The organism is Fictibacillus phosphorivorans (assembly GCF_023715845.1).
Taxonomy (GTDB): Bacteria; Bacillota; Bacilli; order Bacillales; family Fictibacillaceae; genus Fictibacillus; species Fictibacillus phosphorivorans_D.
Map to the genome: position 1 here is coordinate 119,461 of NZ_JAMBOR010000005.1, position 26,659 is coordinate 146,119.

Genomic DNA, 26,659 nt, shown 5'->3' on the forward strand with positions numbered 1-26,659 from the left:
TGCTGAAAAAGGTGAGAGAGGCGTGCTAATATGATTCGGCTAATTGATGGTGGATATATGTGTTATCTGAATGGGCACCGGATAAAGATCGTCTATAAAGGAAATAACCTGTGTGAACTATACTTAGAAGATGAACTGCAAGGAACGGCACCTTTTGATTATGTGAAGAAGAAGTTAAATCAATTTGAAAAGACTTGGAATACATCTAAAGTGAAGAACTATGAATTAAAAGAATTTATATCTAAATTTGATCAGACCATTTAAATGAGAGTGGCTCTTATTGCAGAGTCACTTTTTTATTTTGCACATGGCTCCTTTTTTCTTCTTTCAAAACACTTATAGATGAGTCAATTAAAGGGAGGAAGAAATTAATGAGAGCAGGGAACATCTATCAGTACAAACATATGAGTAAATTCCAAAGTGTAGGGGAGTTCAATCACCATAAGGATATTTTTCTGCAGCATCACCCCGACTTATTCACCCGATCAGAATACATTGCATTTGAAGTACTCACTCAATACAGTGTTGTCGTTCCAGGTGTAGCCAACGCCAAGATTGCAACACTCGTCTCCGCTTGCACGACAAGGCAAGGTGGAATCTCGAGAGCAACCTTCGTTAGGATGCTCCGAAAAGCTAAATCAGCGGGATTTCTAAAAGTGCATAAAACCTATCGATCGAATGGGGGATTCGCTCATAATGTCTTCGTTTTTCAACCAATTGACATACCGGATGAAACACAAATGACACACCGAGAATATAACGAGATCCCTTCAGAGAGTAGAGTGGAACCAACAATTTCATCGGCAGAATCTATAAATCTCTTCTCAAATCTAGAAAAGAAAGATCTAAACATACGTCAGGAAGAGAACGTCAAACTTACCACACAGCCTTCTTGGATCTCTCCACATCTTCAAGACTTGGACTATACCTTCGTTCCAGATAACGTACCCAGAGAATTTATCCAAACCGTAAGACCTTTCTTCGACAGAGCCACCGAGATCTATACCTTCTGGCACAAAGCCCTCACGGCTTATAAAAAGTTCAACTTCCAAACTCCCATTGAACAATTAACCTATATAGTGATTGAAGCTTTCAAAACAACGGTATTCCTTTACAAGCAGCGAAAGATTAAAACGAGCTTCACACAATACTTCTATGGAACGCTAAGCGGAATGTTCAGTACGGAAAAGCGAAGAGAGCATGCAGCATTTAGATTGAGACCAGATTACAATTGGCTGGAGAAGTAGGGACAACGGAGAAAGTATTTCATAAGAATCTTTTAATGACTTGGATTATGTCTTTATTTTCCCTCATTGAAAAGTGAATTGGAGAGGAAGGGCGAGACTCCTGCAGGATGAGTGGGACAGGAGAGGCCATTCAATGTCACGAAGTGACAAATGGGCTCACCGCACACCCTGCGGAAAGCGAGCCCTGCAGCGAAAATTCACCTCTTTCAGAGACAACGGAGCTTTCCAAAAGTGATAAAACAAAAAGACCAGCACCTTCACTGGTCTCACCTTACTTCCACTTCTTCATTTTCCCTTTCAAATAATCACGTACTTCTTCAGCTTCCATTCGATCAATGCCTTCAAATTGGCCGTCATGTTTCACGATGAAAAAGCTATCTCGTGGTTTCTTCTTGCCGTATGTAAGTTCATATCCGTTCTCTACATTACAGACAATTTTGAATGGCGAACGGTAAAACGGCTGCATATCTAAAGGGCCATTAACGACTTCTTCAAATGTGCTTAAGTCATTATCGATCGAAACAATGGACGGGCGTTTAGACGGTTCAACCATCAATACAGAAATCGTAGACAAAGACGTTTCCCCCTCGGTTTATCCTACTATGCTCATGGTAGCATATTACTCATAAATTGGTAATAGGTGTAAATTATGTTTTTTTGTCGAAATTTATAAAAAGCCTATCATTCTTTTAAGAAAGTTTTTCGATTCAAAATATCGTAGAAACTATCTTTTTTTCAATAATTTTCTTCAAAATATGACAAAGTATTATTACATTACAAAAGTATAGAAAAACCAGACCTCACAGAAGTCTGGTTCAAATTACCTATTCGCTTAAATACTCATTTAATAATTGGTGAAGCCGTTCCTTCTCAGCATCATCTACGATTCCATAATACGTTCCGCCGATCATCGTTCCAGAACTCTTTACTTCCGTAGATTTTATATTTCTTCTAGCACTCTTATAGTTCTTCTGAATATATTTCATTTCATCGAACGTCATATTGGTCTTAACATTGTCACCTAGAATCTCTAGAATATTATCGATCTTAAGAATAGAAGAAACACGAGCGCCCTTATTAATAATAGAAGTAATGACTTGACGCTGACGGTTGTTACGTCCTCGGTCACCTTGAGGATCTTCATATCTCATTCTGGAATAAGCAAGTGCTTCATCGCCATTTAGTTCTTGTTTCCCTTTAGGGAATGAGTAATTTTCTGCCTTAAAAGCAAAGGGGTTATTCACTTCTACCCCGCCTACCGCATTAACGATTTGTTTAAAAGATTCCATGTTGACCTTTACATAATAATCAATAGGAGTATCTAAGAAGTTTTCCACCGTATCCATGGCCATCTGAGTCCCGCCGAAAGCGTACGCATGATTAATCTTATCGTCTTTTCCTTTGCCGATAATCTCTGTTCGGGTATCTCGAGGGATATTGAACATGAGCATTTTATCATCCTTCGGATCGACTGCGATAATCACGATCGTATCTGACCGGCCGCTATCACCTTCACGTTCATCTACACCAAGCAGCATGATTGAGATGGGCTTAAGGTCTTCTTCTTTACCCGTAATGATAGGCTTAGGTTTATCCACTTCAATTTTTTCGTGCATTTCATGTGCCGCATCTTTTGCTGAGTCATACAGGTAATAGAGATAACCGCCTACCCCGACTACAGCCAATCCTAGGACAATCGCTACAATCTTTAAGAACTTGGTCATAAAATACTCTCTCTTTCCTATTGAATTGGTGACTTTCTACTTAAGTATATCATGTCAACCATTTTATTGAATTATCTAAATAAACTATAAAATTTTAAGAGAGGGAGTTATTTATGTATAAAATAGCTGTAGCTGGAACAGGCTATGTCGGCCTAGTTGCCGGCGTTTGTTTTGCTGAGGTAGGCCATCAAGTAACCTGTGTAGATATTGATGAAAACAAAGTAAACTTAATGAAATCTGGAGTTTCACCAATCTATGAAACAGGTTTAGAAGAATTAATGCAAAAAAATTATGCTGCAGGAAGAATTGATTATACAACGGATTTCAAGTCAGCTTATAAAGATGCTGATGCAATCTTTATTGGTGTCGGTACACCTGAACAACAGGACGGTTCTGCAAATTTATCATACATTGCTACAGTTGCTAGACAAATTGCAGAATCGGTAGAAAAAGATTGTTTAGTCGTTGTTAAATCAACAGTGCCAATTGGTACAAACGATAAAGTTGACCAGTTTATTCAGGACTTTTTAGTTAATGACGTAAAGATAGAAGTAGCTTCTAACCCAGAATTCTTAGCACAAGGCTCAGCAGTCCACGATACACTCTATGCTGAAAGAATCATCATAGGAACAGAAAGTAAATGGGCAGAAGAGCTACTAATGAATATCTATGAGCCTTTTAATCTACCAATTGTGTCTGTTAATAGAAGATCTGCTGAGATGATTAAGTATGCTTCTAATGATTTTCTTGCACTTAAAATATCATATATGAATGACATTGCCAACCTTTGTGAACTTGTAGATGCAGATATTCAAGACGTTGCAAAAGGAATGAGCTATAATCAACGTATTGGAAGTAAGTTTTTAAATGCAGGTATTGGATACGGTGGATCTTGTTTCCCTAAAGATACTAAAGCGTTAGAGTATCTAGCAAAACAAAATGGTTATGAATTGAAAACCATTAAAGCTGCTATAGATGTAAATGAAAATCAAAAGACAATGCTTTATAAAAAAGCGAGCAAAAGACTCATCACATTTAATGGTTTAAAAGTAGCCGTTTTAGGATTAACATTTAAACCTGGAACAGATGATTTAAGAGAAGCAGCTTCGTTAGTAAATGTACCAATGTTATTAGAACAAGGCGCGGATATCTATGCTTTTGATCCAGTTGGTTCTGATAACTTTGCTAAAGTATATCCTGAAGGTAAACATGGCAATGGAAATATCAGATATGTAGATACTGTAGAAAAAGCATTAGATGGTGCGAATGTTTGCTTTATCTTTACAGAATGGGGAGAAGTAAAAGCTGTAACCCCTGAAAAGTATAAAGAACTAATGTGGACTCCTTTAGTATATGATGGAAGAAATATTTATGGTGTAGATGAGATGTTACAAGCAGGGGTAGAGTATCATTCCATTGGACGAGCATCTGCTTATCGAGTAGGTAAAGAGGAGTCGAGTAACATTGAATTACAATCCATTAAATCCTAATAAAGTTTATTTAATTACAGGAGCTGCCGGTTTTGTAGGATCTTTCTTATCTAAGAAACTACTAGAACAGAATTGTACCGTAATCGGCATTGATAATATTAATGATTATTACGATGTGAATCTAAAGCATGCTCGCTTGGAACAACTGAAACCATTTGAAAAATTTACTTTTATTAAAAATGATATTTCGGATAAAGATGAGCTCTTCAAAATTTTTGAAGAGTACAAGCCTCATATCGTTGTGAATTTGGCTGCTCAAGCGGGTGTAAGATATTCCATAGAGAATCCGGATGTATATATTCAAAGTAACATTGTAGGTTTCTTTAACATATTAGAAGCATGCAGAAATTACCCCGTAGATCACCTAGTTTATGCATCCTCTAGTTCAGTTTATGGAACAAATAAAAAAGTTCCGTTTGAAGAAACAGATTTTGTAGATCATCCAGTATCTTTATACGCATCTACAAAAAAATCCAATGAATTGATGGCTCATACGTATAGTCATCTATATAAGATCCCTTCTACAGGCCTTCGGTTCTTTACCGTTTATGGTCCTATGGGCAGACCAGATATGGCTTACTTTGGCTTTGCCGATAAGTATTTTGCGGGTGAACCTATTAAGATTTTTAACAATGGGGACTTTGAAAACGATCTTTACCGTGACTTTACCTATATCGATGACATTGTAGCGGGTATTGAACGTTTATTGAGCAATCCACCTAAAGAATCAGTACCTAATAAAGTCTATAACATCGGAAATAACAATCCAGAGAAGTTGATGACTTTTATTACGACACTGGAGAAAGCATTAAGTAATGCTCTAGGTAAGGAAGTAGTGTTTGAAAAAGTGTTTGAACCAATTAAGCCAGGTGACGTACCAGCAACTTATGCCTCAACGGATCGATTGCAGCAAGCAGTAGGATTTAAACCGGAGACTTCAATAGAAGAAGGCTTGCAGAGGTTTGCTGATTGGTATGTGAAGTATTACGAAGTTAAATAATAGATATAGATTCAAGAGCTCTCCAAATTTAGTTGGGGAGTTTTTCTTTTGTTCCAACCATAAATTTATAAAATATTAGGAAATTTATAAATAAATCATTTACAATATAGTTCACTTCATTTACCATACTTAATAAAGACAGTGGAAAAACTAACTGACCAAAAAAGGTTATTTCCCTCGCTAAAAGTAGAAAAGAAAAAAAACCTCTTGTAATAAGCAAGAAATTCATCCAAACTTTATAAATTCACTGTTAGAAAGTTGGTATTTTAACTAGATGAGGTGTTTATTTATATGCTAAGAACAGGCGATTTAAAATTAATGCAGGAACTCAATCGGTCTATCATTTTGAATACCATTCGAAAAAAGGGGCCTATATCTAGGAGTGATATCGCAAAGCTTATAAATATAAGTCCTACCACCGTTACCTCCGCCGTGAATGAACTGATCAACCAGAGGGTTGTCTATGAAGATGGTGTCGGCTCTTCGAGTGGGGGACGGAAACCCGTTCTACTCCGATTTGATCCGAATTCCAGGTACATCATAGGCGTTTCCATTTCAAATTCATTTATTAAGATTTCTGAAATGAATTTGGAAGGAGCTATTATCAAAAGAGAAGTTCATTCTACTCATCAGTATCAAGGCAATGAGATTATTAATCTCATTTTAACTATTATTGAGCAATTTATAACTTCTAAAGACAACATCGATCTTTGCGAGGGAATCTCCATCATCACCCCTGGCATTGTAGACTCTTCAAAAGGTATCCTCTCTTATAATTCCAAACTAAAACTTTACAATATTGCTTTAAAACAGATCGTCGAAGAAAAATTTAATATCCAAACTCACATTGATAATGACACCAATGCTTTCGTTCAAGCTGAAAACTATTTTGGTTCTTTTAGCCAGTATAAAGATTTGCTGTACATAACCATTGGTGATGGTGTCGGCTCCGGTGTCATGATTAATGGAAAAACACTTCGTGGTTATAAAGGCTCTGCAGGTGAATTAGGTCATACAACGATTGTGAGGGGTGGTTTAAAGTGCGAATGCGGAAATGAAGGCTGCCTGGAGAACTATGTGAATTGGCCGGCCATTTATTCTAAAATCGTTTCTTCTCTATTAACAAGGGGCAAGGGAACGTTTATTCACGATCAGGTAAAAGGTGATCTCAGTAAAATCACACCAGCTCTATTTGTACAAGCTCTGAAGGAAGGAGATGTATTATGTCTTCGCATTATGGATGAAGTGGTGTCCCATCTATCGACGAGCATCATCAATACGATCCACCTACTCAATCCAGAAGTTATCATCCTTAGTGGTGAGATCATTCAGGATAACGAGCTTTTCTTAGGTGCTATTCGATCTAAGGTAGCTCAAGGTGTCATTCCAATTTTGAAAGAAGAGGTGAATATCCAGCCTACATCACTTGGAGCAGATTTTGAAATGTTAGGTGCTGCCGCTGTCATCCTGCAAGAAAAATTCCAATTTGTTTTTCAATAAAGTTAAAGGAGGTTCAGAACAACGGCTGAAAGGTTTACTGCATGTATATGTGCTTATTAACGTAGTGCTCTTTTTAATCCTGTTTTAAAACTATTAAACTCGAGGGGGAGAAAAATGAAAAAAGTGAAGTTTTTCGTTAGTCTACTGTTAATCATCATGGTTGTTGCCTTTTCTGCTTGTAGCTCAGGTGGCGGGTCCAGCAAGAATACGATAGAAGTTGCCTTATGGGATAAGAACGCAAAAGAATCTGTAGATAAATCGATCGAGATCTTTAACAAGAAGCACCCAGACATCAAAGTGAACGTTACATACACACCTTGGGAAGATTATTGGACGAAGTTGAAAACGAGCCTTGGGGGAGGAAGCGGCCCGGACGTGTTCTGGATGAACGGACCTAATTTCCATCAGTATGCTTCTTCAAAACTCATTAGAGATCTAGAACCTTACATCGAAAAAGATAGTGATTATAAAAAGGATTCTTTTTATCCGACAGTTGTTGATCTCTATAGTTACGAAGGAAAACTTCATGCCGCTCCTTATTTTATCGATGCAGTAGGACTTTATTATAATAAGAAGTTCTTTGATGATGCCGGAATCCCATATCCGGATGAAACCTGGACGTGGGAAGACATCGAGAAGGTCGGGCAAAAGCTGACGGACAAGGAAAAAGGGGTTTACGGCTATACGATGGATATTAAGAGAAGTCAGTCCGTTTATTACAATCTCATTCCTCAAGCCGGTGGTTACATCATTAGTGATGATAAGACCAAGTCAGGGTTCAATGCTCCTGAATCAAAAGAAGCCTTTCATTTCCTCGATAACTTAATGAAAAAAGGAATCTCGCCATCTGCTAAAACGGTTATGGAAACGGAAGGTAAACAATTATTCATGTCCGAGAAATCAGCCATGATTCCGGCTATCTCTGTTAGTGCGGGTGAATTTGAAAGCGTTCTCGGGGATAAGTTAGGCGTTGCCCCACTTCCAAAAGGCAAAGAAAGAGCATCGATCGTCCACGGAATTGGATGGGCGATGAATGGAAAGACGAAAAATGATGAAGTCGCTTGGGATCTCATTAAAGCCCTAACAGGAAAAGAAGGAAGCAAAGTCATCGCGGAATCTGGATTCTCTATCCCAGCTGACAAAGAAATGAGTGAACTTTGGCTAAACTCCACTCCTTCACTCGATCTTCAAGTATTCTTAGACGCTCAAGAGTACGGGGTTCCTTATCCAGTATCTAAATACACCTCCCAGTGGCAGGATATTGAGAATAAGGAAATTCAAAGCGCCTTTTTAGGACAAAAACCGATTGATGAAGCTTTAGACATCATCACCGAGAAGATGAATGAGGTCCTAGAAAAAGAAGCGAAGTAGAAGTTACTAGGTTAATAGAGTCAGATGGTTCCTTGCCTGAATCCATCTGACTTATGAAAGGAGAGGAAGAAGAACGTGAATAACTACCCTGTAGCCCTCCAATCAAAGGAAAAGAAGGTTGTCCAGGTAGCCAAAAAGCGAAAGAAGTTTAATAGAGAAGCTTGGATCGCCTTATTATTCGTCGCTCCTACATTTCTAGGACTCTTTGTTTTCTATATGATGCCTGCTGTTGCGTCCTTCGGTTTAGCTTTTACGAGTTGGGATGGTCTTACAGCTCCGATCTTTGTTGGTTTCGAAAATATAACCAATTTGATACAAGATCAATCGTTTCACCGTTCCATCATCAATACGGTTGTCTTTACGCTTGTCTCGGTACCACTATCAGTCTGTATTGCCACCTTAATATCTGTACTATTGAACCAAAAAATTAAAGGGATGACGTTCTATCGTACGCTTTATTTTCTTCCAGTCGTTACGATGCCCGTGGCGGTAGGGATGGTGTGGAAGTGGTTGTACAATACCGAGTACGGCTTGATCAACTATATTCTAGGTATCTTTCATCTTCCATAGCCTTCATGGCTATTCAACCCAAACATCGCACTACTATCTGTTATCTTGGTCTATGTCTGGATGACGGTCGGAAACAATGTCATTCTGCTACTCGCTGGATTACAAGGTGTTTCGGAAACGTATTACGAAGCGGCACAAATCGATGGTGCTTCTAAAGTGAGACAATTTTTCAGCATAACACTGCCTCTTATTACTCCAACTCTATTTTTTGTGTTTATTACAGCGATGATCAGTTCTCTGCAAATGTTCGATCTGATTTTTATTATGATCGGTGATAGTAACGCTCTCTTAGAGCCTTTACGAACGATCGTGTATGGGGTCTACGAATCAGGATTTAAATACTCCAGCATGGGGATTGCTTCTGCTCAGGCATTCCTATTATTTATCGCGATCTTGGTCATTACGATTATCCAATTTGTGTTCCAGAAGAAGTGGGTTCATTATGACTCGTAACAATGGAGGTGTCATCTATGAAAAGCAATAAACTGATGATTCATATCCTTCTAAGTCTTGGAGCTTTGATTATGATCACGCCATTTTTATGGATGATCTCGACCTCATTAAAAACGTTTGGCGAATCGATGCAAGTGCCGCCAGTTCTCATTCCAACAGAATGGCGCTTTGATAATTTTGCGAAAGTCTTTGAGACCGTTGATTTTCTTAAGTATTACGTGAATACGATCATCGTTACGTTTGGCAGGACGATCGCCCAGTTATTCCTCTGTTCATTAGCAGCCTTCGCTTTTGCGCGAATGAATTTTCCGTTTAAAAACACCATCTTTATCATCATTCTGTCTGTTCTTATGGTTCCACCGCAAGTTATCCTGATCCCGAACTATGCCATCATGAGTCAGTTAGGATGGATCGATACTTTTTATGCACTTATCGTCCCTGGGATTTTTAGTGCGTTTGGCGTGTTCTTGCTGCGGCAGTTTTTTATGGGAATCCCCAAAGAACTGGATGAAGCCGCTACCATTGACGGCTGTTCGTGGTGGGGGATCTATTGGCGAATCATTCTTCCCATTTCAACGCCAGCCCTCATTGCTTTAGGGATCTTTACAGCTCTTGCTTCATGGAACGATTTTCTCTGGCCGTTGGTAATGACGAACTCTGAAAATATGAGAGTCCTATCGATCGGCATCGCTTCCTTCCAAGGTGAGTACTCCACGAACTATCCGTTGCTCATGGCAGGTGCTTTGCTATCAACGATCCCAATGGTTATTATCTTTATCTTTCTACAAAAACATCTCATTGCCGGTATTACGCTTGGCGGAGTAAGGAAATAGATCATGTAAAGGAGAGATGAACGTGTTGAATGTACTAGTAATCGGTGCAGGAACCATGGGAAGCACGCATGGAGATGCACTCTCGAAAATGGAAAATGTCTCACTGGTTGGAATCGTAGATAAGAATCTAGAAAAAGCGAAAGAATTAGGTCGAAAGCTAGGTGCAGAAGCGTTTGGGACGTATGAAGAAGCGATTGAATCAAAACCGATCGATGTGGTCTCGATCTGTCTGCCGACTCCTATTCATAAGCCGTATGTAGAAAAAGTAGCCGATCAGGGATTCCACATCATCTGCGAAAAACCACTGGCAAGGAACCTAAAAGATGCTCGTGAGATGATCGATTATTGTAAAGCAAAGAAGGTGAAACTATTTGTTGGTCATGTTGTACGGTTCTTTCCTGAGTATGTACAGGCGAAAGAGGTCATTGAGCAAGGTTCGATCGGAAACGTAGCGGTCGCTCGTACATACAGAGGAGGGGCTTTCCCGTACGGATCTAACGATTGGTATGCCGATTATGAGAGCAGTGGCGGCTTGGTTCTAGATATGATCATCCATGATTTTGACTTTTTACGATGGTGTTTTGGAGAAGTTGAGAGAGTGTATGCGAAGAGCGTGGAGAAGGGAAATGAGCGCAGAATCGATTATTCACTCGTTACCCTCCGCTTTAAAAGTGGTGTCATCGCGCATGTGGAAGGAAGCTGGGCGCACCAGACCTTTACAACGAATTTTGAGTTCGCAGGAGAAACCGGAATCGTTGAGCATGATAGTTCAAAATCCGTTCCTGTTAGGTTTGCCGGACGAAATCAAAGTCAATCAGGTGGCGGGGTCGCTGTACCGGAAAGTCCGTTAAAGAAGAATCCGTACTACTTAGAATTAGAGCACTTTTTATCGTGTGTGGAGTCGGATAGGGAGCCCATTGTAACAGCGGAAGATGCCTACAAAGCGATGGAGATTGCCTTGGCTGCTCTCCAATCGATTGAGACGAAAAAAGAAGTGGAACTGGATGCTTTTGCACGAATTGGAGGTGTGAAGTAAATGAAAGTTGGAATCATAAGTTTCGCTCATTCCCATGCCTATGGATATGCAGACGCCGTAAAACGGATCCCAGGTGCTGAGTTGGTCGGTATTGCAGACGATAATTTTGAAAGAGGGAAAGAAGCCGCTTCTCGATTTGATACTAAGCACTATGGAAGTTATGAAGAATTGCTGAGTCAAGATATCGAAGCGGTGATTGTAACATCAGAAAATAGCATGCATCATGAACATGTGGTAGCTGCGGCCAAAGCCAAAGTGCATGTTTTGTGTGAAAAACCCTTAGCGACTAAAGCTGAAGATGCTGAAGAAATGATCAAAGTGTGCAAGGAAAACGGAGTCATCTTACAGACAGCCTTTCCGGTCCGCTTCAACTCGTCCATCATTCGAGCGAAACATATCGTGGACCAAGGCGATCTCGGAGAAATTCTTGCGATCAAAGGAACGAACCGAGGCACGAATCCAGGCGGCTGGTTTGTGGACCCTGAAAAATCAGGCGGAGGAGCGGTCATTGATCACACGGTCCACGTTGTGGATGTGATGAGATGGTTCATGGGTGCTGAAGTTAAAGAAGTCTATGCAGAGATCGGTAACCTGATCAGTGAGCATGAGATCGATGACTGCGGGATCTTAACGATCGAGTTTGATAATAACGTATTCACGACCTTGGACTGTAGCTGGTCGAGAAACGAGACGTATCCCACTTGGGGTGATGTCACATTAGAGATCGTTGGAACGCAAGGAACACTTTCGGTAGATGCATTTGCTCAAAAATTAGATGTATACGATAAAGAAGGCGTGAAGTGGAACTACTGGGGAGATGACATGGATTTCGGGTTGGTGAACGATTTCTTAACCAGTGTTTCTGAAGGAAAGGAACCTTCTATCACAGGTACGGATGGGCTGAAAGCATTAGAAGTAGCACTTGCAGCTTATGAATCTTCGAAAAAGAAACAGCCTGTACTCGTGTAGTTAAATCTTTTAATAAGGAGAATAAAAGATGCTAAAAGGGATCAATCAATGGTGTTATCCGGCAGAAACCTCCTTAGTAGATGTTTTTTCATATAGCAAAGAAGCGGGTTTTGATGCGGTAGAGTTAAATCTTTACGATAAAGATGGCATAGGTTTGACGATGGAGACGAGTAGTAGGGAAGCGGAACGTGTGTTGAGTTTGGCTGAGCGTCACGCGTTAAAACTCCGCAGTCTATCAACCGCCCTATTATGGGAAGCGCCACTTTCTTCAAATGATGAAAGTGTAAGAGAGCGTGGAAGAGACATCGTCAAAAATCAGATTGATTTGGCTAATCTCATGGGGATGGATACCGTTTTGGTCGTCCCTGGATTGGTGGATGAAAAAGTCTCGTATGAAGACTGTTACCGAAACAGTCAGGAAGAAGTGAAACGGCTAGCGGAATATGCAGAAACTAAAGGTGTTCATATCGGAATCGAAAACGTGTGGAACAAATTTTTATTGTCCCCGCTTGAAATGAAGAAGTATGTTGAAGAAGTAGAATCTGATTTTGTCGGTGTCTATTTCGATGTCGGGAATGTCCTGCAATTTGGCTATCCCGAACAGTGGATACGGATATTAGGTACGTTAATTCGTAAGGTCCATGTAAAAGATTTTAATACGAAGATTGGGAACATGACAGGTTTTGTCCCACTGTTAACAGGTGATGTGAACTGGCAAGCCGTCATGGAAGCCCTTCATGAAACAGGGTATGATGATGTGATCACGGCAGAACTTACGCCTTATGATGTTTCTGTGAATCAGTTAGCAGTGGATACGGCAGGGCATATGGATGTTTTGTTCGGTTTGAGTAGCAAAGCGCAGAATGTATGAGTAGAAAAGAGGGGGAGGTATCCCCCTCTTTTACTATTTAGTTATTAAGCTTTTCCATGATGAAAACCTCTTTTTTGAATTATGATGAGGATGTTGGAGGTCATTGCGACCGATCATAGTAAATAGTTATAAAAATGAATCCTATGGGTAGTTATAGAAGTTCTATGCACCAATCTTCTGTTTCTATGAGTCAAAACGAACTTTCTATGCACAGTTTTTAGAGTTCTATGCATCTTTCACTTTTCTATGCGTTGTTATCAAGGTTCTATGCACAAAACTAGCTACTCTATGCATAAATTGATAAACAAAGAAAGCCCCCTAATTCGGCGAACCGAATAGGGGGCTTTTTTTACCGTTGCTTTTCTCTGAAAAATGTAATGGTAAAGGATGTGCCTTGGCCAGCCTGGCTTTCTGCCTGGATATCGCCGTTATGCAGCTCGATGATCTGTTTTACGATCGAAAGCCCGAGGCCTGTACCATCTTTCTTTCTTGCCGAGTCCACTCTGTAAAAGCGGTCGAAAATCTGGTCGATCGTATGTGCAGATATTCCGATTCCTGTGTCTTTCACTACAACTTTAATTTCGGATGGAGTCTGAGACAGGCTGATCAGAATGCTGCCGCCATGCGAGTTATATTTGATGGCATTTGTCAGCAGGTTGTCCCAAATGTTCACCAAAAGCTCAGGGTCTCCTTTAAAAGTGACGGGTGCGAGCTTGTAGGAAACCTCAATTTCTTTTTCCTCCAGCCGCCATTGGTGCCTGCGGATGGTTTCCTTGATCTGCTCATCCAATCTTACTTCTGAAAGCTGCATTGGATAGGATCCTTGATCTAGGGAAGTGAGTAGCAGAAGCTGTTTCGTCAAATTAGATAGCCGCTTCGATTCCTGATCGATAATTTGCACATATTCGAAATGTTCTTCATCCGACAGTTGTTGTGTCTGCAGAAGCTCCGCATACCCTTGAATATTCATAAGAGGGGACTGGAAATCATGGGACACATTGTTAATGAATGACTTGCGGGCCTCATCATTGTGCTGCAGCTGTTTCTGCATGCGGCTGAAGCTTTCCGCGAGCTGTCCGATTTCATCCTTTCTCTCAATATTTAAGGGAAAGTTAAAATTCTCACGCGTTATTTCCTTGGTTGCTTCCGTCAGCTTGGATATCGGTTTGATGAGATGCTTGGCGAACACGATCACACCGATAATGCTGACAACCGCAATGGCGACAAAGAACCAAGCGAATATCATGTGGATATCTGAGAAAATTAGATTATTATTCGGACGAAGGAATAGCCCGTAATTTTGATTCTCCATGGTAAAAGGAACGCCAACTGTGTTTTTAAGGTCATTTGAAAAATGACCCATCATCAGAAATTTTCCGGCAAAGCTCTCCATCCCGTGATAAACCTTTTGATCGGTCAGCACTTTCTCAGCTTCCTCAGGCAGTTCGGTCCTTTTGAACGGCTGGCCGAAAAACTCTCCATCGCCCGTTTCATTTACGATATAAAGCTGATAGCCGAGCTTACTCATAGAGTTTAAGTAGGTTTTATAAGTAGAAGCAGAGGAATGCATATGTTCCAGTCCATTTGCGATTTCCTCTGCAATCATCACATTCTGACTGTCGATCTTCCCTTTTGTTGAAGTCACATAGACCCAGTTTGTTAAAAGGAAGGACAGCAGGATGCTGATCCCTAAAATCATAAGTGTGGCTATAATGAATTTTCGGTAGAGCGTCTTCATTTTGTTTCCTCAAGCTTATAGCCGATGCCGCGGATCGTCTGAATCTCAACGTTTGCTCCGTATTTTTTCAGCCGGTCGCGTATGCGGTTAATGTGGGTGTTTAATGTCTGTTCGCTACCTTCATAATCCGCCCCCCATGCCTGTTCGATTAAAGCAGCGCGTTGTGTGATCTTGTTTTTTCGGGCAGCCAGCAAACTCAAGAGCTCAAACTCCTTCAGTGGAAAAAGGATGGTCTCCTGATTGATCTCCACTTCAAAGCTTTTTCTGTCTATGGACAGATTACCGGCTTTTACAACAGTCTCCATAGCCCGCCCGGCACGCCGCAGAACGACGGCTATGCGGAAAAGGAGCTCCTTCACTTCAAACGGTTTGACAATATAGTCTTCAGATCCAGACAGGAAACCCTCTTCTTTATCACTGAGCTGTCCTTTTGCTGTTAATAGAATAACAGGGATGCCGAAGTCGTCTGTCAGAAGCCTGGTGAGTTCAAAACCGTTCATACCAGGCATCATCACATCGACGACGGCTAAATCTGCCGTTTGTTCTTCTAATAGCATTAAAGCGTCTTGCGCATTGTCTGCACGCAGCACTTGATAGCCTTCACGATTTAGATGGATCGTGACAAGTTTTTGAATATGCACATCATCATCAACGACAAGTATTTTCATGTAAGGTCCTCCTCTTGGGGGAATAGGGAGGAACCCTCTCTATTCCTAAATGTTTTGCTGGGAAGTTTCCTTATCTTTTTCGAAAAATAAGATCAATGCCGGAAGCAGCATGCCTCTTACAAGGAAGGTATCAATCAAAATTCCCATAGCAACGATGAAGCCAAAGACGAACAAGTCTGCAATTGGCATGGTCATCAAGGCGGCAAATGTAGCAGCTAGTATAAGACCTGCTGAAGAAATAACGCCGCCGGTATTGCGGATGGAGATTTCAAGAGCTTCCTTCACACGGTGTTTCTTTCTTTCCTCCATAAAGCGTGAAACCAAGATGATATTGTAATCGATCCCCAAGGCTACAAGGAAAATAAACGAATAGACAGGAACACGAGAACTGATGGCGTCAAAGCCGAATAATACATCAACCAAGAAAATTCCAAGTCCTAAAGCCGAGACAAATGAGAGCAAGATCGTTGCCATCATGTAGATCGGCATCCGGATGGATTTAGTAAGCGCAAATAACAGCGCAAGGATCAGGATCGTTTCAAGTAAGACAATCTTTTTGATATCACCGCTGTTGATATCTTGTTCATCCACGATTTTCGGTGTTACCCCACTATAGTAGGATTTTGCATCCACACCGATTTCTTTTAAAAGCTCAGGTGTATCATCACGTAAATTTCTCATAAAGTCTATGGCCTTATTAGAATACGGGTTGATAGATAGGGCCACATCCATTTTTGCAGCCTTCCCGTCTTCGGTCAGGGCAGACAGGCGGACAGAAGCAACTTCATCAAATTCCTGAAGCTTTTTACTGATTGCATCTGCATCCTTTTCATCTAACTTGTCATCACTGACAACGAGAAGTGTCGAAGGAGCCAGCTCTCCTTTATCATATCGAGCTTCCACGATTTCATACCCGACTCGAGATGGCAGATCCTCTGGGAATTTCTTGACCGTGTCAAATTCATAATCAAGATTGAACACATTAAACGCTGTGATCAGCATGAAAATACCAACAATTCCTCCAGAGAGGCCTGGTTTGTTCACAACGAATCGGGCAATAGGTTCCCAAACACTATGTTTCACTTCTGTTTCTGCACCGTACTTAGGAACCTTAGGCCAAAACGCCTTACGTCCGAATAGGGTAAATAAAGCCGGAACCAGTGTAATGGAAGCCAGCATGATAAAAAACATAGCTGTTCCAAAAATCGGAGCAAAGTTCTGATAATCTCTGAAATCCGCGAAAAACAGAATGAGCATGGCAGCCAGCACGGTTCCACCGGCAAAGAAAACAGGTTCGCCTGTTGCACGCATGGCATGCTTCATAGCCTCATATTTGTTTTCGAAATGATTCAGTTCCTCACGGTAACGGGAGAAAACAAACAACGAGTAATCAATAACGGCAGCAAACAAGAGAATGCTCATGATTGAGGTCGTTTGGTTATTGATCTCGAGACCACCGGCCCCCATTAGAGCAACACTCTGATTCACGACCTGGTAGACGATCACCGTGGCTAGAAGTGGAATGATAGCAAGCAATGGTGAACGGTATATCGCGATTAATAGTACAAGAATGATAAGGACTGTTGCGATCAGAAGTACAAAGTCAGCCTGTTCAAACAGCTTGACTGTGTCTCCGGCAATACCGGCAGGACCGGTAATATAGAATGCGGTGTTTTCAAGATTCTTAGCAATCTTATTTCCGACCTCAGAAGCATGATCATTAATTTCCGCATATTGATCATTGCCGAGTCCTTGTTCAAGCTCCATTGGCACAATCAAAGTGGACTTGTCCTCAGAAATGAAAGAGTTAACAGCTTGCGGCGGAAGCTTGGTGATATCGACAATGGTCTTGACCCCTTCGATATCCTCTTTCTTGATTCCTTCTAATATCTGCTGAGCTTCATCGATCTGAACCTCGCCATTTTCATTATGGAAAACTAGGATGCCCGGCGTTCCTTGTTTGTTAGGAAAATATTCCTCTGTTTTATTCTGGGCGATGATGGATTTCGCTTCATCGGGAAGCGACTGGAAATTATTTATCTTATAATCCCCAAGCATAGGGCCAGCACTTAGGCCAACCATCAGCACAAGCCAGCTGATAATCGTAATCCACATTCCCCTCTTGGTAGAAACCCAATCTGTTATTGTATGCAGCAGTTTTTTCACATAAATGCCTCCTAAATCTAATTTCACTAGCTATTCTATAAAATGAAAATAAACTGAACCTCAACTTCTGTTTACAATTAGCGCCTGTGAAATGAAGATATATAGAAAGTATAAACATAAAAACAGGGGGAGAGACAATTTTTGCAGTTAATGGATTGATTTTCCCTGCTTAAACCGTTGTTTAACATGGTCTGATTCATTTGTTTAAATGGAAAATGGGGGAGAAAGAAATCCTATGAGTCGTTGAGTGATGTCTATGGGCCAAAAAGCTAGTTCTATGAGTCAAAAAAGCTATTCTATGGGTCGTTATGGAGGGCATATGAGTCTTTAGCTGTTCTATGAGTCGTTATGGTGATTCTATGAGCCAAAGTAGCTGTTCTATGGGTCTTCGTTAACAATGGTGCTCTTCTTCTGATAAGAGGACTTTTTATTAGAAAATTCAGATGAAACGCTTCCCACAACAAAATATAATGCTATACTATCCTTATTTCTTTATAAAATAGATCAATGGTGAGGTGGAAGTATTGAAGTTTATGACCTTTAACATAAGAGTAGATGTACCTGTTCCGGAGAATTCATGGTCAGATCGGAAGGACAAAGTAGCCGAAGTCATACATCAAGAAGCCCCTATAATAGTCGGTTTACAGGAAGCAACCCCAAGGATGTTATCTCAGTTGATGGATGAGCTACCTAGCTACAGTTGGATTGGCAAGCCGCGAAGGAAAGAGGATGAATGTTCACCGATTCTCTATCAAAAAGATAAGGTTGAACTTCACGATTCAACTACGTTTTGGTTGTCTGAAACGCCAGAAGTGGAAGGGAGTATGAGTTGGGATACGAGTTTCCCTCGAATATGTACGTGGGGTGAGTTTTCACTGAAAGCTGAGCCCTCCACTAGATTCCGGATCTTCAATACGCATTTAGATCATATCAGTGAGGAAGCCCGAATTCAGGGGATACGCTTAATCAAAGACACCATCCATTCCATAAATGAAAAACAACCACTTCCAACCATCTTAATGGGAGATTTTAATGATACTCCAAATAGTGAAGCTCTTGCTATTTGTGAAAAAGAAATGAGATATACAAATGCCTTTACCTACATAAATGAAGATGAAAAGAAGAGAAAAACCTTCCACGACTTTAATGGTGGCATTGAAGGTGAGCCGATTGACTATATCTTTGCGTCTTCCGATATCATGTTATCTCAATCAAAAATCATCAGAACTAAGATACAAAACCGGTACCCTTCCGATCATTATCCTGTAACTATGATGGCAACGTTTCCTAGTTAACATGATTTTTTAAAATTTTATGTAAAAGAAGGTGAAGAAGATAGTTCATTAGCTATAAAATATTCTAAAAACTCTAAATATTTAAAAAATATATTGTGACTTTATTAAAGTTATGGTAGTTTTAAAATTAATAAAAACGTTTTTATGCTGTGGTGCATTTTTCATTACTATTTAATAACGAATGTGGGGTGATTAGGAATACATCTTTGAAGGTAATATGAAATCAAGAACTCGATAGCATGGGTGGGAACAACAAACTTAAATTTTTTTCGAAAGAAAAGAAAACGCTTACATAAATAACGATTACAACTTTAACAACAAGGAATAGATAAAGATATGTCAAAAAATAAAAACGTTTTAAAAAGGAAGAATCCAATGGGAAAAGTAACGATAAAGGACGTAGCGAGAGAAGCGGGTGTATCCATCTCGACCGTTTCTAACGCATTGAACAACGTGGATGTACTCGTTCCTGCTACAAAAGCTCATATATTAGCGGTTGCAGAAAGGTTGAACTATATCCCGAATCTGAATGGAAAACTATTAAAAGCTAGCGAAAGCAAGATGTTGGGGTTCTTTACGACAAGTGTAAGCGGGCCATACTTTTATGTGCTAGTTGAAGCAATGGCTCGTCATTGTGAGAAGTTAGGATATGGTTTAAACATCGTAGTCGCAAAAGATAAACGTGCGATCTTAAACAACATCTTAGGGCAACGACTTGATGGAGTCCTTATTTTTGAAGAGCTATTAATCGATGAAAAAGATGTTGCGATGATGGAGAAAGCACAAGTCAAAGCCGTTTTTCTCGATCGGGTCTTGGAGAATGAGACGATGGGGAGCGTCATCTTTGATTCCTATGCGGCAGGCTATGACGCGACCAAATATTTAATCAGCTTAGGGCATAAAAAAATCGCGTACATCTCAGGTGTTGATACGATGTACGACAGTGTCCAGCGGAAAGAGGGATATCTTGCTGCATTAAGAGAACATCAAATACCTTTTGATGAGAGCTATATCCTGCAAGGTTTCTTTGAAGAAGAAGGGACGTACAACGCGGTAAAATCATTCGTTCATTCTCATCCAGAGACACTGCCTCATGCCTTTTTAGCTGGAAATGATGTGAGTGCTATCGGGTGTATTAAAGCATTAAAATCGCAAGGATATCAAGTGCCGGAAGATGTTAGTGTCATGGGATTTGATGATATCAATCTTGCGGAGTATTTTTCACCGCCACTTACAACCGTGAAGAACCAGATCGCAAGACAAGGCATACTTGCTGTGGATCACCTAGTGAAATTGATTAAAAACGAAGAAAAAGGCAGAATACAAAAGCTTCAAGGCGAGATCATTGTCCGCCGTTCTAGTGCTTTGAAAGTAGACCAGACGATAGGAAGATAATTTTTTACTCTTCAATAAAAACGTTTTTTTTACAACAAAAATGAGCAAAGGAGGGAGATAAATGTGAAGGTATCGGTTATGGGGAAAAGGGACGTTGAAACAACGAAAAAAAAGCCTACAGAACCGAGGATTAAACGGTTTTTCAAAGATTTTAAAAACCAATGGGAACTGCAGTCCATGATTATACCTGGTCTCGTTTTTATGATTATCTTCAGCTACATACCGATGTATGGTCTGTTGATCGCTTTTAAGCAATATACGGCGCTCGACACTTTTTCTAGCGCTCCATGGGTAGGGTTAGAGAACTTTCGGATCATCCTGACAGACAAGTTTTTCTGGGAAGCCATGATTAATACCGTAGCGATCAGTTTGATGAAGCTCGCGATCGGGTTCGTCGCTCCTATCATTCTAGCAATCATGATCTATGAGCTGCACGATGGTCCGGTCAAGCGTTTCATGCAGACCATCTCGTATTTGCCTCACTTTTTATCTTGGATCGTATTGGGCGGTATGTTGATCACGTGGTTCTCGACGACGGGATTATTAAATCAAACCTTAATAGCCGCAGGTATTCTAGATAAACCGCAAAATTACTTGCTTGATGCGGGGAAGTATTGGTGGATCGCGACACTTTCTGATATCTGGAAAGAAGTCGGTTGGGGGACGATTCTTTATCTCGCCGTCATGTCCAAAATCGATCCGACTTATTATGAAGCTGCAAAGATCGATGGGGCGAACCGGTTGAAACAGATCTGGCATATTACGATTCCTTCTATGAAATATATCATCAATCTCAATCTAATCCTCGCCATAAGTGGGATCTTCGGGTCGAACTTTGATCAGACTTTAGTGCTCATGAATACGCAGAACCAAGAGAAAGCAGAAGTTCTTAGTACATATGTCTATCGAATCGGGATGACACAAGGGGATTTCTCATATGCGACAGCAGTAGGTCTTGGGATGTCTGTTGTCTCGCTCATTCTTCTACTCGGTGCACATAAGGTCACGAAACGATTAAATGAAGGACAATCTGTTCTTTAGGAAGGGGGGAGTTTATGCAAAGAAAAGTAGTTAAGGGAGATATGGATAGCCGAATTTTTAACTTTATTAATATGTCTCTTTTGATTATCTTCACGTTTATTATTATCATTCCGATTTGGAATGTGCTCGTTTCGTCTTTTAGTTCTGGAAGATCGCTTGCGGAGGGCGGTTTTGTATTTTGGCCAAAAGAATTCTCCCTCGAGAACTATCAAGCTGTGTTCAGAGATGAGACGATCTGGCAAGCGTTCTTCATATCTGTAGCAAAGACGGTAATCGGAGCGAGTACACATGTCTTGTTCTGTGCGATGGTCGCTTATGCCTACAGCAAACAGCATTTAAGAGGCCGTAAATTATATTCCATGCTCGGTATTATCACGTTGTTCTTTAGTGGTGGTATGATCCCGACGTATTTACTTATCAAATCGTTAGGACTATTAAACAGTTTTTGGGTTTATATCATCCCAGCCCTATTCAGCTTTTTTGACGTCATTATCTTAATGAACTTTTTCAGAAATGTTCCTAAGTCTTTAGAGGACTCTGCCAAGATTGACGGTGCAGGGGATTGGAAAATCTTTTGGAAGATCTATCTTCCGCTATCTAAACCTGCGCTGGCAACGATTGCTTTATTTAACGGAGTCGGTCAGTGGAATGATTTTTTTACGACAAAATTGTACGTAACGGACCAAGCATTGTATCCGTTACAGATGAAAATCTATGAGATCATCGTTCAATCTCAAACCCACTCGATGCAAAATATAGGGGGCTCGGTTGTTATTGAAACGACAGCAAGAGGCGTTCAGCTTGCGACCATTGTTATTACGACCTTGCCGATTATCTTAATCTATCCACTCCTGCAAAGACATTTCATTTCTGGGATGATGCTCGGGGCAGTGAAAGAATAAGGGACCTATTTTTTATGAACTCTTGAAAGCGTTAACAGGTTTTATATAAAAAGGAGGAGTACAAATGAGGAGTATTCTAAGATCAGCGGTTGGGAAGAGTTTGGTGTTGCTGTTAGCTGTTTTTATGGTGTTAACGGGTTGCTCAAGTGATTCTAAAAATGAGAGCACAGGTAGTCTAAAAGACGCGGGATACAAGCTAGATAAGGAGACACCTGCTTGGAAGCTTGATAAACGAAAAGAGACCACTACGCTGACGTGGTACGTAAACGCAGATTGGTGGAATGCCGATTTTGGGAATGACTTCGTAACGAAGCAGATTAAAAAGGACTTAAACATTGATGTTAAATTCATCACGGGTGATGACACGAAACTGAACGCACTCTTCTCAGGCGGAGATATTCCAGACATCATCTCTATTTTCGATGCAAACTCCTCGATCGCGAAAAAAGCGAACACATGGGCACTCCCATTGGAAGAGCTAGCGGACAAGTATGATCCCTATTTTCATAAAGTTGCGGTAAAAGATACGTTGAAATGGCACGAGCTCAAGGACGGAAAAACATACGGTTATGCCAACTTCTCCAATACGCAAGAAGATTATGATAAAGGTGTGATCCCAGCAACGACGGCATTTGTTATTCGTAAGGATGTCTATGAAACGATCGGAAAACCGGAGATGAAAACACCAGAGCAGTTCCAAAGTGCGATGACAAAGATTAAAGAACAATTCCCAAAATTGATTCCTTTTGGACCTAGTGAAGCGTTTGGAGACGTGCTGCAAGATTATATTGGCGTTCCGCTTGAAACGAAGGATGGAAAGTTCTATAACCGTAATCTTGATGAAGATTACTTAACGTGGCTAAAAACGTTTAACGGTGTTTATCAAAAGGGCGGCATCAGTGACGATAGTTTTGCAGATGACAGCACAGCGATGGAAGAGAAGATCAAAGCTGGTAAATATGCATCCATGCTAATCAGCGGCATTCCTCAAAAAGGTGGGGCCCTGCAAAGCTTCAAGAGCAACAATCCTGGAAGTGAATACATCGCGGTGGACGGGCCACAAAGTACAGTTGGTAATGCACCTACATTGAATCAATCAGGGATTACAGGCTGGATGATGAACTATGTAACGAAAAAGAGTAAAGATCCAGCAAAAGCGATCCAATTGTTCACGTACCTATTGAGCGAAAAGGGCCAAACACTCGTAACGTATGGAATCGAAGGCGAGACGTACACGGTAAATGCAGATGGAAAATATGAATTCAAACCAGAGATCAAAGAAATGCGTACGAAGAATCCGGATCAATACAAAAAAGAGTATCGCTTTGGAGAATTCTTCTTCTTCGGGCATGATAAATACAATTTGCTGAGTGACGATACAACGATCGAAGCAACGAAACAGATGACCGAATGGGGCAAAGATAAACTCGTGCCACACTTCGTACTAGAAGGCACGAATCCAGATCAAGGAACACCAGAAGCTCGTTCATTCAGTGCCATCGATAACGAATGGCAAAAAACGGTGGTAAGTATGGTCCGAGCTAAGAATGAGAAGCAGTTTGATAAACAGCTTGAAAGTTATAAAAAATTCCTGGATGAAAACAACTGGGATAAGATCACGAAGGTCAAAAGTGAAAAAATGGAGCAGAATCGCGAGAAGCTTGGGATGAAGTAAAAAAGCAAAACTTAGCTAAAAACCGGGGGACTCAAACATGGAGAAAATCTTTAGCATCGAAGGAAAAATATTCACGACATTAGCTAGAATCTTTGATCTGTTGACGTTAAATGTACTGTTCATCATGAGCTGTTTGCCGATCATCACGATAGGCGCAGCATTAACTGCCATGTATACGACGACCTTTAAAATGGCACGAAACGAAGAAACGAGCATCGCCCTTGATTATTGGAACGGTTTTAAACATAACTTCAAGCAAAGTACAAAGATCTGGTTGACGATCGTAATGGCAGCGGTCACTTTTTTATTCGCAGCGCAATTCTTTATGGGAAAAGGATCAGCGTTTCTTTTCCCTATGTTGTTTGTTGTTACCGTATCATTGCTTGCCTTTCTCTATGTATTCCCCCTGCTTGCTAAGTTTGAAAATAGTAGTTTTCAAACGATAAAGAATGCTATTTTTATAAGCTTTCACTCCATGGCTTATTCGATTTTATTATTTGCTATTACGCTTTTCTTTGTTGGGATCATCCCGATCTTCCTTCCGAAATTACTGATTATTTGGTTGTTCTTAGGATGTTCTCTATCGGCTTATGTAAAATCATTTCTTTTTGAAAGATTATTTAACAACTATGTCGCCTATAAGGATGAAAAGGAGATTACATGAAAAACCTGACGATCTATCAATCAAACGGCGAACACGAGCTGTTCGTCCAAAAAGACCTTCAACAAATAGAATCTAATCTATCAGCTTCTGAATCTACCGTTATAACGATTAATGAAGACCAAACCTATCAAGAGATCGACGGATTTGGTGCATCTTTCACCGATTCCGCAGCCTTTTTGATCCATAGTGTGCTGGACGAGAAACAGCAAACGGAACTAATGGAAAAGCTGTTCCACCCTGAAAAGGGAATCGGTCTATCGGTGTTGCGTAATCCGATGGGTGCTTCCGATTACGCCCGTGAGATGTATAGCTATAACGATCTTCCAGAAGGGGAGACGGATTTTTCTCTTGAGCATTTTACCATTGCCCATGATCTTGAAGATATTGTTCCTTTAGTAAAGGAAGCTTTGCGTCTGAATCCTGATATAAAGTTGATGGCTTCCCCGTGGAGTGCTCCAGCTTGGATGAAAACAAGCAGCTCTATGATTGGCGGTGAGCTGAAGGAAGATTGTTACCGTGTTTATGCCGATTACTTTGTGAAATATATTCAGAGTTATGGAGAACACGGGCTTCCAATCTATGGGGTCACTCCGCAAAACGAACCTTTGTATGTTCCCGGACACTATCCTGGCATGCTGATGGAAGCAGAACGACAGGCTGATTTTATTAAAAATTATCTGAAGCCCCGTTTCATGGAAAACGGAATCGATACAAAGATTTTGTGCTATGACCATAACTGGGATCGGCCGGATTATCCGTTGTTTGTCATTGATGATGTAGGGGATGCGGTGGATGGCGTAGCGTGGCATTGGTATGGCGGTAAGCCCGTTGCTCAGCATCAAGTCCATCGCGCCTATCCAGAGAAAGAAGTTCATTTTACGGAAGGTTCAGGTGGAGAGTGGATCCCAGCCTTTGAACCGGCTTTTTCCAATGTGATGCGCACAGGGATTGAGATTATGCGTAATGATTCGAAGTCCTTTGTCCTTTGGAACATGGCATTAGATGAAGAGAACGGACCCACTGTTCCAGGCTTTGGCCGCAGTACATGTCGTGGTGTTGTAACCGTCGAACAGAAAACGAAAAAACTAACGTATACGCTGGATTATTACGCGTTAGCACACTTTAGTAAGTTTGTTGGACCAAAAGCAGTGCGAATCGAATCTACGAGTACGGACGTGATTCGTACAGTCGCGTTTAAAAATACCGATGAATCCACCGTGACCGTTTTATTTAACGATAGTGAAGAAACACAATCGGTCCAACTCAAGCAGAAAGATGATGAGCTTTTACATGTTCAAATGGATCCAAAAAGTGCGATGACTTTAGTGAAAATATGAGTAGTAAGCACCCTACTGATAGCGGTAGGATGCTTTTTTCTGTATGTAAAAAGATCGCTCGGGTCACACTGGCTAATATTAAATGCATATTAGTCAGGAGAATCAGTTATGGAAGAGGAATTGAATTTATTTAAGGGGTTGTTTTGGGGAACTTTGTTTAGCATCCCGCTTTGGATAGCGTTTTTTGGCTGGGCTGACCTTTTTAAACGGTTGTTTAAATGGATGTGATCCTTTTAAGTTAGGGAAAAGATGATAGAAAAGGGAAGCTAAGGGTCGTTGTAGAGGTTCTATGAGCTTATCTTCGTGTTCTATGAATCAAAACTAACATTCTATGGGTCTTCGTGTAGTGGCTATGAGCCTTCCACATTTCTATGAGCCGTAATAGTCACTCTATGGATTTAAAATTGGATGGGGTCTGACCCTATTATCTAGTTAGAAGAAGTAATTTAGCATCTTACTCCCTTTTATGTTAGGGGAATGTGAAGGGAAAAGGAATTCTATGCATCGTTATGGAAAATCTATGCACAAAAGTTCGTATGCTATGCATCAAACTTTGTATGCTATGACTTAAAAATGAGATTCTATGCATCTTTCACTTTTCTATGCATCGTTATGGAAGTTCTATGCACAAAAACAGTAATTCTACGCACTTATTGGAGGAGACCGCAAATACTACTCGTTCCAGGAGTAGCCAACCTAACCTCACTTATAACA

24 protein-coding genes are annotated in these 26,659 nt (G+C 40.7%); 19 read left to right on the forward strand and 5 right to left on the reverse strand.

Annotation, left to right across the window (positions count from 1 at the left end; genetic code table 11):
• The first annotated feature begins 30 nt into the window (after window positions 1-30).
• Window positions 31-264, forward strand: a complete 234-nt coding sequence (locus M3206_RS06195; protein ID WP_251311642.1) for a hypothetical protein — start codon at window positions 31-33, stop codon at window positions 262-264.
• A 107-nt stretch (window positions 265-371) separates the two neighbouring features.
• The gene (locus M3206_RS06200) at window positions 372-1,247 is read left to right on the forward strand and encodes a hypothetical protein (RefSeq protein ID WP_251311643.1); all 876 of its coding nucleotides are present in this window, start codon (window positions 372-374) and stop codon (window positions 1,245-1,247) included.
• 271 nt (window positions 1,248-1,518) lie between these two features.
• Here M3206_RS06200 and M3206_RS06205 read toward each other — a convergent pair whose 3' ends face one another.
• The gene (locus M3206_RS06205) at window positions 1,519-1,821 is read right to left on the reverse strand and encodes a DUF3846 domain-containing protein (RefSeq protein ID WP_251311644.1); all 303 of its coding nucleotides are present in this window, start codon (window positions 1,819-1,821) and stop codon (window positions 1,519-1,521) included.
• 250 nt (window positions 1,822-2,071) lie between these two features.
• Window positions 2,072-2,971 (reverse strand): LCP family protein, encoded by a 900-nt coding sequence (locus M3206_RS06210; RefSeq protein ID WP_251311645.1) that lies wholly within the window; start codon window positions 2,969-2,971, stop codon window positions 2,072-2,074.
• 113 nt (window positions 2,972-3,084) lie between these two features.
• Between M3206_RS06210 and M3206_RS06215 the strand changes: the two genes are divergently transcribed.
• The 10 genes from M3206_RS06215 (at window position 3,085) to M3206_RS06260 (ending at window position 13,064) form a co-directional block, all read left to right on the forward strand.
• Window positions 3,085-4,461 carry a UDP-glucose dehydrogenase family protein gene (locus M3206_RS06215; protein WP_251311646.1) on the forward strand — a complete coding sequence of 459 codons (1,377 nt, stop codon included), beginning with the start codon at window positions 3,085-3,087 and terminating at the stop codon, window positions 4,459-4,461.
• On the forward strand, window positions 4,436-5,461 hold the full coding sequence (locus M3206_RS06220; protein ID WP_251311647.1) for a GDP-mannose 4,6-dehydratase: 1,026 nt from the start codon (window positions 4,436-4,438) through the stop codon (window positions 5,459-5,461). Before M3206_RS06215 ends, M3206_RS06220 begins: the two co-directional genes overlap by 26 nt.
• A gap of 291 nt (window positions 5,462-5,752) precedes the next feature.
• Window positions 5,753-6,961, forward strand: coding sequence for an ROK family transcriptional regulator (locus M3206_RS06225; RefSeq protein WP_251311648.1), 1,209 nt, complete (start codon window positions 5,753-5,755; stop codon window positions 6,959-6,961).
• Window positions 6,962-7,075: 114 nt separating this feature from the next.
• Window positions 7,076-8,332 carry an ABC transporter substrate-binding protein gene (locus M3206_RS06230; protein ID WP_251311649.1) on the forward strand — a complete coding sequence of 419 codons (1,257 nt, stop codon included), beginning with the start codon at window positions 7,076-7,078 and terminating at the stop codon, window positions 8,330-8,332.
• Between the two features lie 75 nt (window positions 8,333-8,407).
• Window positions 8,408-8,902 (forward strand): carbohydrate ABC transporter permease, encoded by a 495-nt coding sequence (locus M3206_RS06235; protein ID WP_251311650.1) that lies wholly within the window; start codon window positions 8,408-8,410, stop codon window positions 8,900-8,902.
• A gap of 24 nt (window positions 8,903-8,926) precedes the next feature.
• On the forward strand, window positions 8,927-9,355 hold the full coding sequence (locus tag M3206_RS06240) for a sugar ABC transporter permease (protein ID WP_349773998.1): 429 nt from the start codon (window positions 8,927-8,929) through the stop codon (window positions 9,353-9,355).
• Between the two features lie 17 nt (window positions 9,356-9,372).
• Entirely contained in the window at window positions 9,373-10,188 is an 816-nt protein-coding gene (locus M3206_RS06245; protein WP_251311652.1) for a carbohydrate ABC transporter permease, read from the forward strand.
• Window positions 10,189-10,210: 22 nt separating this feature from the next.
• Entirely contained in the window at window positions 10,211-11,224 is a 1,014-nt protein-coding gene (locus M3206_RS06250) for a Gfo/Idh/MocA family protein (protein ID WP_251311653.1), read from the forward strand.
• The gene (locus M3206_RS06255) at window positions 11,225-12,193 is read left to right on the forward strand and encodes a Gfo/Idh/MocA family protein (protein WP_251311654.1); all 969 of its coding nucleotides are present in this window, start codon (window positions 11,225-11,227) and stop codon (window positions 12,191-12,193) included.
• A gap of 28 nt (window positions 12,194-12,221) precedes the next feature.
• Window positions 12,222-13,064, forward strand: a complete 843-nt coding sequence (locus tag M3206_RS06260; RefSeq protein WP_251311655.1) for a sugar phosphate isomerase/epimerase family protein — start codon at window positions 12,222-12,224, stop codon at window positions 13,062-13,064.
• A 349-nt stretch (window positions 13,065-13,413) separates the two neighbouring features.
• On the opposite strand, the gene M3206_RS06265 is transcribed toward M3206_RS06260, so the two are convergent.
• From M3206_RS06265 to M3206_RS06275, 3 genes are read right to left on the reverse strand one after another with little or no spacing between them, the layout of a single operon-like run.
• Window positions 13,414-14,802, reverse strand: a complete 1,389-nt coding sequence (locus M3206_RS06265) for a sensor histidine kinase (protein ID WP_251311656.1) — start codon at window positions 14,800-14,802, stop codon at window positions 13,414-13,416.
• Window positions 14,799-15,470 carry a response regulator transcription factor gene (locus tag M3206_RS06270; protein ID WP_251311657.1) on the reverse strand — a complete coding sequence of 224 codons (672 nt, stop codon included), beginning with the start codon at window positions 15,468-15,470 and terminating at the stop codon, window positions 14,799-14,801. The genes M3206_RS06265 and M3206_RS06270 overlap by 4 nt, the downstream gene beginning before the upstream one ends.
• A gap of 45 nt (window positions 15,471-15,515) precedes the next feature.
• Window positions 15,516-17,636, reverse strand: coding sequence for an MMPL family transporter (locus tag M3206_RS06275; protein ID WP_251311658.1), 2,121 nt, complete (start codon window positions 17,634-17,636; stop codon window positions 15,516-15,518).
• A 533-nt stretch (window positions 17,637-18,169) separates the two neighbouring features.
• Here M3206_RS06275 and M3206_RS06280 point away from each other — a divergent pair.
• From M3206_RS06280 to M3206_RS06310, 7 genes are all read left to right on the forward strand, one after another.
• Window positions 18,170-18,931: an endonuclease/exonuclease/phosphatase family protein gene (locus M3206_RS06280; protein ID WP_251311705.1), complete on the forward strand. Its 762-nt coding sequence runs from the start codon at window positions 18,170-18,172 to the stop codon at window positions 18,929-18,931.
• Between the two features lie 375 nt (window positions 18,932-19,306).
• On the forward strand, window positions 19,307-20,326 hold the full coding sequence (locus M3206_RS06285; protein ID WP_251311659.1) for a LacI family DNA-binding transcriptional regulator: 1,020 nt from the start codon (window positions 19,307-19,309) through the stop codon (window positions 20,324-20,326).
• A 63-nt stretch (window positions 20,327-20,389) separates the two neighbouring features.
• On the forward strand, window positions 20,390-21,367 hold the full coding sequence (locus M3206_RS06290; RefSeq protein ID WP_425590713.1) for an ABC transporter permease: 978 nt from the start codon (window positions 20,390-20,392) through the stop codon (window positions 21,365-21,367).
• A 14-nt stretch (window positions 21,368-21,381) separates the two neighbouring features.
• On the forward strand, window positions 21,382-22,269 hold the full coding sequence (locus M3206_RS06295) for a carbohydrate ABC transporter permease (RefSeq protein ID WP_251311660.1): 888 nt from the start codon (window positions 21,382-21,384) through the stop codon (window positions 22,267-22,269).
• A 64-nt stretch (window positions 22,270-22,333) separates the two neighbouring features.
• On the forward strand, window positions 22,334-23,944 hold the full coding sequence (locus tag M3206_RS06300) for a sugar ABC transporter substrate-binding protein (protein WP_251311661.1): 1,611 nt from the start codon (window positions 22,334-22,336) through the stop codon (window positions 23,942-23,944).
• A 37-nt stretch (window positions 23,945-23,981) separates the two neighbouring features.
• Complete coding sequence (locus M3206_RS06305; protein WP_251311662.1) at window positions 23,982-24,608, forward strand: YesL family protein; 627 nt, start codon at window positions 23,982-23,984, stop codon at window positions 24,606-24,608.
• Window positions 24,605-25,945, forward strand: a complete 1,341-nt coding sequence (locus M3206_RS06310) for a glycoside hydrolase family 30 protein (RefSeq protein WP_251311663.1) — start codon at window positions 24,605-24,607, stop codon at window positions 25,943-25,945. The genes M3206_RS06305 and M3206_RS06310 overlap by 4 nt, the downstream gene beginning before the upstream one ends.
• The last annotated feature ends 714 nt before the right edge of the window (window positions 25,946-26,659 follow it).

Coding starts and splice junctions, on each gene's coding strand:
- M3206_RS06300 (WP_251311661.1), top strand. CDS start 22,334: ATGAGGAGTATTCTAAGATCAGCGGTTGGGAAGAGTTTGGTGTTGCTG.
- M3206_RS06265 (WP_251311656.1), bottom strand. CDS start 14,802: ATGAAGACGCTCTACCGAAAATTCATTATAGCCACACTTATGATTTTA.
- M3206_RS06200 (WP_251311643.1), top strand. CDS start 372: ATGAGAGCAGGGAACATCTATCAGTACAAACATATGAGTAAATTCCAA.
- M3206_RS06270 (WP_251311657.1), bottom strand. CDS start 15,470: ATGAAAATACTTGTCGTTGATGATGATGTGCATATTCAAAAACTTGTC.
- M3206_RS06285 (WP_251311659.1), top strand. CDS start 19,307: ATGGGAAAAGTAACGATAAAGGACGTAGCGAGAGAAGCGGGTGTATCC.
- M3206_RS06210 (WP_251311645.1), bottom strand. CDS start 2,971: ATGACCAAGTTCTTAAAGATTGTAGCGATTGTCCTAGGATTGGCTGTA.
- M3206_RS06195 (WP_251311642.1), top strand. CDS start 31: ATGATTCGGCTAATTGATGGTGGATATATGTGTTATCTGAATGGGCAC.
- M3206_RS06305 (WP_251311662.1), top strand. CDS start 23,982: ATGGAGAAAATCTTTAGCATCGAAGGAAAAATATTCACGACATTAGCT.
- M3206_RS06295 (WP_251311660.1), top strand. CDS start 21,382: ATGCAAAGAAAAGTAGTTAAGGGAGATATGGATAGCCGAATTTTTAAC.
- M3206_RS06230 (WP_251311649.1), top strand. CDS start 7,076: ATGAAAAAAGTGAAGTTTTTCGTTAGTCTACTGTTAATCATCATGGTT.
- M3206_RS06260 (WP_251311655.1), top strand. CDS start 12,222: ATGCTAAAAGGGATCAATCAATGGTGTTATCCGGCAGAAACCTCCTTA.
- M3206_RS06255 (WP_251311654.1), top strand. CDS start 11,225: ATGAAAGTTGGAATCATAAGTTTCGCTCATTCCCATGCCTATGGATAT.
- M3206_RS06310 (WP_251311663.1), top strand. CDS start 24,605: ATGAAAAACCTGACGATCTATCAATCAAACGGCGAACACGAGCTGTTC.
- M3206_RS06225 (WP_251311648.1), top strand. CDS start 5,753: ATGCTAAGAACAGGCGATTTAAAATTAATGCAGGAACTCAATCGGTCT.
- M3206_RS06215 (WP_251311646.1), top strand. CDS start 3,085: ATGTATAAAATAGCTGTAGCTGGAACAGGCTATGTCGGCCTAGTTGCC.
- M3206_RS06280 (WP_251311705.1), top strand. CDS start 18,170: ATGACCTTTAACATAAGAGTAGATGTACCTGTTCCGGAGAATTCATGG.
- M3206_RS06245 (WP_251311652.1), top strand. CDS start 9,373: ATGAAAAGCAATAAACTGATGATTCATATCCTTCTAAGTCTTGGAGCT.